Raw genomic sequence first — 9,599 nt, 5'->3', positions numbered from 1 at the left:
GCGAGGTGACCCGGGTGGCCCGTGAGGTGGGCACCGAGGGCAAGCTCGGCGGCCAGGCCCAGGTCAAGGGCGTTTCCGGCACGTGGCGGGACCTGACCGACAACGTGAACTCGATGGCGTCGAACCTGACCAGCCAGGTCCGCAACATCGCCTCGGTGACCACCGCGGTGGCGAAGGGCGACCTGTCACAGAAGATCACGGTGGACGCCCAGGGCGAGATCCTGGAGTTGAAGTCGACAGTCAACACGATGGTGGACCAGTTGTCGTCGTTCGCCGACGAGGTGACCCGGGTGGCCCGCGAGGTCGGTATCGAGGGCAAGCTCGGTGGTCAGGCGCAGGTGAAGGGGGTCTCCGGCACCTGGCGGGACCTCACCGAGAACGTCAACCAGCTCGCCTCGACGCTGACCACGCAGCTGCGGGCCATCGCCCAGGTTTCCACTTCGGTGACCCGCGGCGACCTGACCCAGCGGATCGCGGTCAAGGCGCAGGGCGAGGTCGCCGAGCTGAAGGACAACATCAACCAGATGATCGTCACCCTCCGGGAGACGACCAAGAAGAACGCCGAGCAGGGCTGGCTGGACTCCAACCTGGCCCGGATCGGTGGCCTGTTGCAGGGTCAGCGCGACCTCGGCGAGGTCTGCCGCATGATCATGACGGAGGTGACCCCGCTGGTCGACGCCCAGCTCGGTGCCTTCTTCCTGGCCGACGACGCCGACGGCAGCATGCGGCTGAAGTTGACCTCCTCGTACGGGTACGTGGCGCGGGGGCACGACGTCACCTTCGGGCCGGGTGAGGGGCTGGTCGGGCAGACCGCGCTCTCCCGTCGCACGATCCGGGTCAGCGCCTCCCCGAACAGCCGGCTCACTTTGCGCTCCGGCCTGGCCGAGACACCCCCGTCCGACCTGGTGGTGCTCCCCGTCCTGTTCGAGGGTGAGCTGCTCGGGGTGATCGAGTTCGCGAGCGTGTCGGCCTTCTCCGAGCTGCACCTGTCGTTCCTGGAGCGGCTGGTGCTCACCATCGGCATCGCGGTCAACACCATCCAGGCCAACCGGCGTACGGAGGAGCTGCTGGCCCAGTCGCAGCGGCTGGCGCACGAGATGCAGGAGCAGTCGGCGGAGTTGCAGCGCACCAACGCCGAGCTGGAGGAGAAGGCCACGCTGCTGTCCGAGCAGAAGGGCAACATCGAGACGAAGAACCGGGAGATCGAGCTGGCGCGGCTGGGTCTGGAGGAGAAGGCGCAGCAGCTGACCCGGGCATCGGCGTACAAGTCGGAGTTCCTGGCCAACATGAGCCACGAGCTGCGGACCCCGCTGAACTCGTTGCTGCTGTTGGCCCGTCTGCTGGCCGAGAACTCGGAGCAGAACCTCAGCCCGAAGCAGATCGAGTTCGCCCGGACCATCCACGGGTCCGGCTCCGACCTGCTGCGTCTGATCGACGACATCCTCGACCTGTCCAAGATCGAGGCGGGTCGGATGGACGTCGAGCCGACCGAGATCCGCTTCACCGAGCTGCGCAGCTTCGTCGAGCAGGCGTTCGCGCCGCAGGCCGAGGAGAAGAACCTGGACTTCCAGGTACGGGTGAGCAAGGACCTGCCGCCGGCGTTGGTGACCGACGCGCAGCGGTTGCAGCAGATCCTGCGCAACCTGCTCTCCAACGCGGTGAAGTTCACCGACAACGGTGCCGTGACGTTGCGGATCGCCCCGGCGGCGGAGAACGCGGTCTTCGACGTCCCGGCGCTGACCAACGCCCAGCAGGTGATCGCGTTCACCGTGATCGACACCGGGATCGGCATCTCCGACGACAAGCTGTCGATCATCTTCGAGGCGTTCCAGCAGGCCGACGGCACGACCAGTCGCCGGTACGGCGGCACCGGCCTGGGCCTGTCGATCAGCCGTGACCTGGCTCGACTGATCGGTGGCACCATCACCGTGTCGTCCGCGCCGGGTCAGGGCTCGACCTTCACCCTGTTCGTGCCGCAGGTGCTGGCCCCGGACGCCGTTGTCGCTCCCCAGCCGCCGTCCCCGCAGCGCGCCGGCCTGCCGTCGTCGCTGCTGATGCCGCCGCTGGAGTTGCTGCCGGAGCGGCCGGAGGCACCGGCCACCCGCCAACTGGACGGCGCCACCGTGCTGATCGTGGACGACGACGTTCGCAACGTCTTCGCCTTGACCAGCGCATTGGAGCTGCACGGGATGACCGTGCTGTACTCGGACAACGGGGCGGACGGTGTCCGCCTGCTGGCCGAGCATCCGGAGGTGGACATCGTGCTGATGGACGCCATGATGCCCGACCAGGACGGTTACGAGACGACCCGTCAGATTCGCCGCAACCACCGGTTCGCTGACCTGCCGGTGGTCTTCCTGACCGCGAAGGCGATGCCCGGTGACCGTGAGTCGGCGCTCGCTGCCGGCGGCAGCGACTACATCACCAAGCCGGTCGACCTGGACGACCTGATCGAGTTGATGTCGTCCTGGATCAACGGCAGCCGCACCGAGGAGACTTCGTGAACCAGATGGCCAAAGCGCTGCTCGTGGACGACCGGCGGCAGAATCTGACGGCCCTGGAGGCGATCCTTCAGGGGCTGCCGGTCCAGTCCGTGGCGGTGGAGAGCGGCGAGGCGGCGCTGAAGCAGCTGCTGGTGGACGACTTCGCGGTGATCCTGTTGGACGCGCAGATGCCGGACATGGACGGCTTCGAGACGGCCAGCCACATCAAGCGTCGGGAGCGCACCCGGCACGTGCCGATCATCTTCCTCACCGCCGCCGACCGGGACGCCCAGCTCGCCCTGCGGGGCTACCAGGTGGGTGCGGTGGACTACCTGACCAAGCCGTTCGACCCGTGGGTGCTGCGGGCCAAGGTGTCGGTCTTCGTCGAGCTGTGGGTGAAGACCCGGCAGTTGGCCGCGCAGTCGGACCTGGTCCGGGAACGCGACACGCAGTGGCGGCGGCTCACCGACGCGGTCGACGAGGCGACCGTGCTGCTCCGCTCGGACGACCCGGAGGTCCGGGACCGGGCGGTACGGCTGCTCGAACAGGCCCGCTGGGGCAACACCGCCTGACGGCGGCGGGGCGGCTCAGCCGGTCGGTTGGTCGTTGCGGATCATCAGCGCGCTGCGCAGGCCGGTGATGTCCAGTACGCGGATCAGGAAGTCGCCCACGTGCGTCAGCATCAGCAGGCTCTGCGCGTGGCTGGCCTTGCGGCTGAGCACGACCAGGGTGCCCAGGCCCTGCGAGTCGCAGAAGGTGACGCCGCCGAGGTCGAGCACGATCCGCGGGGGTGGGTCGGCCAGCACCTCGTTGACGACGGTGGAGAGCTGCGCCGCCGTGAGCATGTCGATCTCACCGGCCAGGCGCAAGACTGCTTCGTCGCCCGTCCGGTGTAGCGTGATGGACAGTTCGGCACGATCCACCCGGTCAGCCTAGCGCGATCCGACCGACCTGGCCTGTCGAGGCCGCGAGCCGTCGCCGTCCAGGCCACGAGGCCCCCGGGTCGACACCGCTGACCGGCGCGGCTCTCGGGTGAGCCGGGTAACCGCAGCACGGGGTGGCTGCTGGTTGACCGTCCGGCGCTGTCACAATGGCGGCATCGTGACCGACATCTTTTCCGCCGGATCCGGCCGCTACCCAGCCGACGCGCCGGCCTCCGAGGCCCTGTTCGACCGCGCCCGCGCCATCGTGCCGGGCGGGGTGAACTCCCCCGTGCGTGCCTTCCAGGCGGTCGGCGGCACCCCGCGTTTCATGGTCCGTGGTGAGGGTCCGTGGCTGTACGACGCCGACGGTCGCCGCTACGTCGACCTGGTCTGCTCCTGGGGTCCGCTGATCCTCGGGCACGCCCACCCCGAGGTGGTGGAGGCCGTCCAGGCCGCCGCGTCCCGGGGCACCAGCTTCGGCACGCCGACCCCCGGTGAGGTGGAGCTGGCCGCCGAGATCGTCGACCGGACCCCGGTCGAGCAGGTCCGCCTGGTCAACTCGGGCACCGAGGCGACAATGTCGGCGATCCGGCTGGCCCGTGGCTTCACCGGTCGCTCCAAGATCGTCAAGTTCGCCGGCTGCTACCACGGCCACGTCGACGCGCTGCTCGCCGCCGCCGGCTCCGGCGTGGCCACCCTGGGCCTGCCCGACTCGCCCGGCGTGACCGGCGCGGCGGCCAGCGAGACGATCGTTCTTCCGTACAACGACATCCGGGCCGTCGAGGAGGCGTTCGCCGCCGAGGGCCCGCACATCGCCGCGGTGATCACCGAGGCCGCCGCCGGCAACATGGGCGTGGTGGCCCCCCGCGACGGCTTCAACCAGCAGCTCGCCCGGATCGCGCACGCGCACGGCGCGCTGCTGGTGGTGGACGAGGTGATGACCGGGTTCCGGGTCTCCCGCGCCGGGTGGCACGGCCTCGACGCCTCCGACGCCGACCTGTGGACGTACGGCAAGGTCATGGGTGGTGGCCTGCCCGCCGCGGCGTTCGGCGGGCGCGCGGACATCATGGCGCGGCTCGCGCCGGCCGGCCCGGTCTACCAGGCCGGCACCCTCTCCGGTAACCCGCTCGCCTGCGCCGCCGGTCTGACGACCCTGCGGCTCGCCGACGACGCGCTGTACCAGCGCCTCGACGAGACGGCCGCCGTCGTGGGCAAGCTGGCGTCCGAGGCGTTGGCCGCCGCCGGGGTCCCGCACCGTTTGTCGTACGCGGGCAGCATGTTCTCGGTCTTCTTCACCGACGCCGACGTGGTCGACTACGACAGCGCGCGCACCCAGCAGGTGCCGGCGTTCAAGGCGTTCTTCCACGCGATGCTCGCCGCCGGCGTCTACCTGCCGCCGAGCGCGTTCGAGTCGTGGTTCGTGTCGACGGCGATCGACGACGCCGCTCTGGAGCACATCGCCGCCGCGCTGCCCACGGCGGCGAACGCGGCGGCAGCGGCCGGTCACGGGGGGTAGCAACAGTGAGTAAGACGGTGGTGCACGTGCTGCGGCACGGCGAGGTGTACAACCCCGACCAGATCCTCTACGGCCGGCTGCCCGGTTTCCGCCTTTCCGAGCTGGGCGTGCAGATGGCCAAGGCCGCCGCGCAGGGGCTGGCCGATCGCGAGGTCGTGCACGTGGTGGCCAGTCCGCTGGAGCGCGCCCAGCAGACCGCCGAGCCGATCGCCGCCCAGTTCGGGCTGCCGGTCGGGGTGGACGAGCGGCTGATCGAGAGCGCCAACTGGTTCGAGGGCAAGAAGGTCTCCCCGGGTGACGGGTCGTTCCGCGACCCGCGCAACTGGTGGGTGCTGCGCGACCCGGTGACCCCGTCCTGGGGTGAGGCGTACCGAGTGATCGCCGAGCGGATGTTCGCCGCCGTGCACGCCGCCCGGGTCGCCGCCGAGGGCCGCGAGGCGGTGCTGGTGTCGCACCAGCTCCCGATCTGGACGTTGCGCCGCTACGTCGAGCGCAAGCGGCTCTGGCACGACCCGCGCAAGCGGCAGTGCGGGCTGGCCAGCCTCACCTCGTTCCACTTCGACGGCGCGAAGGTGGAGGGCATCGGCTACAGCGAGCCGGCCGCGCACCTGATCGCTCTTTCCGCGACCGCCCGGACGGCCAAGGGGGCCTGATGAACGCCCGGAGGTGGACCGCCGGTCTGCTCGCCGCCGTCGCAGCCGGCACGGTGCTGGCCGGCTGCTCCTCCGGTGGCAGCGGGGAGAAGAGCTGCACCAGCGACGGCCTCACGGTCACCTGTGCCGAGGACCAGCGGTCGAAGACCCCGACGATGAGCGGCGAACTGCTCACCGGCGGCCAGTACGACATCTCCCAGACACGCGGCCAGGTCGTGGTGGTCAACTTCTGGGGTTCCTGGTGCGCGCCGTGCCGCGCCGAGGCCGACGACCTGGAGGCCACCTACCAGGCCACCAAGGCCTCCGGGGTGACCTTCCTGGGGGTCAACGTGCAGGACAGCAAGGACAAGGCGATCGCCTTCGAGCAGGGGCGGGTCACCTACCCGAGCATCTTCGACCCGGCCAGCCGCCAAGCGCTGAATTTCGACATCCCGCCCAACTCGACACCGGCGACAGCGGTCCTCGACCGTGACGGCCGGATCGCCGTGGTGATCCGCCGCGCCGTGACCCAGGACGAGCTGCAACCGATCGTCGAACGGATCGCCGCCGAGAAGCCGGCGCCGAACTGATGGGCGAGACCTTCAGGCAACTTGCCCTGAACGGCCCGTTGCTGCTCGCCATCGGCGCGGCGGCGCTCGCCGGCCTGGTCAGCTTCCTGTCCCCGTGCGTGCTCCCGCTGGTCCCCGGTTACCTGTCGTACGTGACCGGCCTGGCCGGGGCCGACCTGGAGGGTCGACGGCCAACGGCCGACCCGGCACCGGCCGGCGGAGGTGTCACGGTCAAGGAGCGGGCCGCGACTGCGGCGGTCAAGGGCCGGGTGCTCGCCGGGACGCTGCTCTTCATCGGCGGGTTCACAGTCGTCTTCGTGGCCACCGCGATCCTCTTCGCCAGCATCGGCCGGGTGTTCTTCGACTACGAGCGCGAGTTGCAGATCGGCGTCGGCGTGCTGATCATCGTGCTCGGCTTGAGCTACCTCGGGATGATCCCCGCCCTGCAACGGGAGTTCCGGATCTCCCGGCTGCCGTCGGCCGGGCTGCTCGGCGCACCGGTCTTCGGCGCGGTCTTCGCGCTCAGCTGGGTGCCCTGCACCGGCCCCACGCTCGGCGCGGTGATGGGCATGGCGGCCACCAGCGGGCAGAGCGACCGCGCCGTGGTGCTCGCCGTGGCGTACTGCCTCGGGCTGGGGATACCGTTCATCGTCTTCGGGCTGGGCTTCGAACGCCTGCTCGGGGTCTTCCGCGCCGTCCGGCGCAACAGCCGCTGGGTCACCCGGGTCGGCGGCGCCCTGCTCATCCTGATCGGCCTGGCCCTGGTCACCGGCGGATGGCAGAGCTTCGTGATCTGGTTGCAGACCACCGTCGGGGTGGGCGAGGTGAGCATCTGATGACGGTCGTCGACGACCGACCGGAGACCGTGGCCCCCGCGCCACGCCGCCGGCCCAACCGACTGCTGGCCCTGCTGCGCAACTCGTGGCGGCAGCTCACCAGCATGCGTACGGCGCTGATCCTGCTCTTCCTGCTGGCCATCGCCGCCATCCCCGGCTCGGTGCTGCCGCAGCGTGGGATCAGCCCGGAGAAGGTCAACCAGTACTTCGTCGACCACCCGGACTGGGCCCCGCGACTGGACCGGATCGGCGCGTTCGAGGTGTTCGGCTCGGTCTGGTTCTCCGCGATCTACCTGCTGCTGTTCACCTCCCTGATCGGCTGCATCACGCCCCGGCTGCGGGACCACATCCGCGCGCTGCGGTCCCGACCGCCGGCCGCGCCGAAGCGGATGACCCGGTTGCCGCAGCACACAGTGCTGCCCGCCCCGCCCGGTGGCGCGGCGGCGATCGCCGAGGTGCTGCGCAAGCGCCGCTGGCGGGTCGAGGTGCGCGGCGACGAGGTCTCCGCCGAGAAGGGCTACCTCAAGGAGACCGGCAACCTGCTGTTCCACACCTCGCTGATCGCGGTGCTGATCGGTGTGGCGCTCGGCTCGTGGTACGGCTGGAGCGGCAACCGGCTGCTGGTGGCCGGCGCGGACAACGCGTTCTGCAACACCCGCCAGCAGTACGCCGAGGCGAAGCTCGGCCCCCGGGTGGACAGCGCCGACCTGCCGCGCTTCTGCCTGCGGCTGGACGACTTCCAGGCCCGGTTCCTGGCCAGCGGTCAGCCGGAGTTCTTCAACGCCCGGGTGACCGTCGACGGGCCGGACGAGCCCACCCGCAGCGCCGACTTTTCGGTGAACTCGCCGCTGCGATTGAAGGACGCCAGCGTCTACCTGCTCGGCCACGGGTACGCCCCGGTGATTCGCTACACCGACCGGTTCGGCAACAGCCAGATCAGTGACGAGCCGTTCCTGACCACCGGCGACATGGGCCTGACCAGCGAGGGGCTGGCTGCCTTCCCGGACGCGAACGTCGACCCGGCGACCGGCCAGCGGGCACCGGATCAGCAGATGGCGTTCACCGGCATCTACCTGCCCACGGCGCCCGAGCAGGCGCCGTTCGTCCGGTCGCAGTACCCGACCGAGCGCAACCCGGCGCTGAACCTGGTCGCCTACCGGGGCAACCTGGGTCTGGACGCCGGCATCCCCGGCTCGGTCTACCAACTCGACCAGCGGCAGGTGCGGACCGGCAAGGTCAAGGAGGTCGGCACCAAGCTGCTCCGCAAGGGCGAGACCTGGACGTTGGACGACGGCACGAAAGTCGAGTTCCTGGGCACCGAGCGGTACGTCACCCTCTCCATCCGGCACGATCCCGGCGCGACGCCGCTGCTGATCAGTTGTGGCTTCCTGCTGGTCGGGCTGATGGGCTCGCTGTTCGGGCGGCGCCGCCGGGTGTTCTTCCGGGTGGTGCCGGCCGACCCCGGGGACGGATCTCCGACGAGCGGTAGTAGCTTGATGGAGGTCGGTGGGTTGCCGCGTACCGACTATCCAGGGTTCGCCGACGAGTTCACCCAGCTCGTCACCGCCGTGAGCGGTGCCGACGGGGCTGCCGAGCGGGCCGGCACCGACGCTGACTCCAGCGACCGGGCCGGTGTGCGAGAAGGGACCGAGTGATGTCCGCGCTCTCCGACAATCTGGTGACCTTCGCGATCCTGACGTACCTGATCGCGATGATCAGTCACGCCGTCGAGTACGCGCTGGGCAATGCGCGTACCCGGGTCGCTGTGGCGTCGCCCGCCCGCGAGCTGGTGGGTGCGGGGGTCGGCGGTAGCGGTGGCGTCATCCCGGCGCCGCCCGCGCCGGTCCCGCCGACGGCCGACGGCGCGGCGCGTCGGGCCCGGATCGCCGGCCTGGTCGCAGTGGGGGCCACCGCGGTGGCCGCCGTGCTGCACCTCGCGGCGCTGGTCACGCGAGGTCTGGCCGCCGACCGGATGCCCTGGGGCAACATGTACGAGTTCGTGCTCACGGTGACGTTCATCGGGGTCGCGGCCTGGCTCGTGGTGCTCTGGAAGCGCCCGGCGCTGCGCAAGCTCGGGCTGTTCCTGACCCTGGTGATGGTGCTGCTGGTGGCCACCGCCGAGCTGGTCCTGTACGTGCCGATCGTGCCGCTGGTGCCGGCCCTGAACTCGTACTGGTTCGTCATCCACGTCTCGACAATCGTCTTCGCGTCCGGCATCTTCCTGCTCGGCGCGGTGCCGGCGGTCGGCTTCCTGATGCGCAACGGGTACGAGCAGGGCAAGCGGAGCTTCCCGTACACCCTGGCGAAGCGGCTGCCGGGCGCGGTCAGCCTGGAGCGGCTGACCTTCGCGCTGCACGCGTTCGCGTTCCCGATCTTCACGTTCGCGGTGATCGCCGGCGCGATCTGGGCCGAGGCGGCCTGGGGCCGGCCGTGGGGCTGGGACCCGAAGGAGACCTGGGCGTTCATCTCCTGGGTCGTCTACGCCGGCTACCTGCACGCTCGCGCCACGCCCAGCGTGAAGCGCAACGTGGCCACCTGGATCGCGGTGCTCGGCTTCCTCACCATGCTGATGAACCTGTTCGGCGTGAACATCTTCTTCACCGGCCTGCACTCGTACGGCGGGCTTAACTGAGCCACAGT

At 70.2% G+C, this 9,599-nt stretch carries 9 protein-coding genes; 8 read left to right on the top strand and 1 reads right to left on the bottom strand.

Annotated features, from left to right (window positions below):
* A partial coding sequence (locus tag ABZU52_RS08175) for an ATP-binding protein (protein ID WP_354970357.1) occupies positions 1–2,504 on the top strand: 2,504 nt, incomplete at its 5' end.
* A complete protein-coding gene (locus ABZU52_RS08170; RefSeq protein ID WP_354970356.1) occupies positions 2,501–3,055 on the top strand; it encodes a response regulator in 555 nt (184 codons plus the stop codon). The genes ABZU52_RS08175 and ABZU52_RS08170, both read left to right, overlap by 4 nt.
* A 15-nt stretch (positions 3,056–3,070) precedes the next feature.
* On the opposite strand, the gene ABZU52_RS08165 is transcribed toward ABZU52_RS08170, so the two are convergent.
* The gene (locus tag ABZU52_RS08165) at positions 3,071–3,406 is read right to left on the bottom strand and encodes an STAS domain-containing protein (protein ID WP_007454492.1); all 336 of its coding nucleotides are present in this window, start codon (positions 3,404–3,406) and stop codon (positions 3,071–3,073) included.
* A gap of 178 nt (positions 3,407–3,584) precedes the next feature.
* On the opposite strand from ABZU52_RS08165, the gene hemL reads away from it, so the two are divergent.
* Genes hemL through ccsB form a run of 6 tightly spaced genes read left to right on the top strand, consistent with a single transcriptional unit; the run spans position 3,585 to position 9,591 of the window.
* Complete coding sequence (gene hemL, locus ABZU52_RS08160; protein WP_354970355.1) at positions 3,585–4,922, top strand: glutamate-1-semialdehyde 2,1-aminomutase; 1,338 nt, start codon at positions 3,585–3,587, stop codon at positions 4,920–4,922.
* Between the two features lie 5 nt (positions 4,923–4,927).
* Positions 4,928–5,575 carry a histidine phosphatase family protein gene (locus ABZU52_RS08155; RefSeq protein ID WP_354970354.1) on the top strand — a complete coding sequence of 216 codons (648 nt, stop codon included), beginning with the start codon at positions 4,928–4,930 and terminating at the stop codon, positions 5,573–5,575.
* On the top strand, positions 5,575–6,144 hold the full coding sequence (locus ABZU52_RS08150; protein WP_354970353.1) for a TlpA disulfide reductase family protein: 570 nt from the start codon (positions 5,575–5,577) through the stop codon (positions 6,142–6,144). The genes ABZU52_RS08155 and ABZU52_RS08150 overlap by 1 nt, the downstream gene beginning before the upstream one ends.
* The gene (locus ABZU52_RS08145) at positions 6,144–6,959 is read left to right on the top strand and encodes a cytochrome c biogenesis protein CcdA (protein ID WP_354970352.1); all 816 of its coding nucleotides are present in this window, start codon (positions 6,144–6,146) and stop codon (positions 6,957–6,959) included. The genes ABZU52_RS08150 and ABZU52_RS08145 overlap by 1 nt, the downstream gene beginning before the upstream one ends.
* The gene (locus ABZU52_RS08140; protein WP_354970351.1) at positions 6,959–8,614 is read left to right on the top strand and encodes a cytochrome c biogenesis protein ResB; all 1,656 of its coding nucleotides are present in this window, start codon (positions 6,959–6,961) and stop codon (positions 8,612–8,614) included. The genes ABZU52_RS08145 and ABZU52_RS08140 overlap by 1 nt, the downstream gene beginning before the upstream one ends.
* Entirely contained in the window at positions 8,614–9,591 is a 978-nt protein-coding gene (gene ccsB / locus ABZU52_RS08135; protein WP_354970350.1) for a c-type cytochrome biogenesis protein CcsB, read from the top strand. Before ABZU52_RS08140 ends, ccsB begins: the two co-directional genes overlap by 1 nt.
* The last annotated feature ends 8 nt before the right edge of the window (positions 9,592–9,599 follow it).

Source organism: Micromonospora sp. NPDC005220, assembly GCF_040607895.1.
Classification (GTDB): domain Bacteria; phylum Actinomycetota; class Actinomycetes; order Mycobacteriales; family Micromonosporaceae; genus Micromonospora.
Note: the sequence above shows the minus strand (reverse complement) of the source record. Positions and strands in the feature narration are given on the sequence as shown.

Coding starts and splice junctions, on each gene's coding strand:
- ABZU52_RS08150 (WP_354970353.1), top strand. CDS start 5,575: ATGAACGCCCGGAGGTGGACCGCCGGTCTGCTCGCCGCCGTCGCAGCC.
- ABZU52_RS08145 (WP_354970352.1), top strand. CDS start 6,144: ATGGGCGAGACCTTCAGGCAACTTGCCCTGAACGGCCCGTTGCTGCTC.
- ABZU52_RS08140 (WP_354970351.1), top strand. CDS start 6,959: ATGACGGTCGTCGACGACCGACCGGAGACCGTGGCCCCCGCGCCACGC.
- ccsB (WP_354970350.1), top strand. CDS start 8,614: ATGTCCGCGCTCTCCGACAATCTGGTGACCTTCGCGATCCTGACGTAC.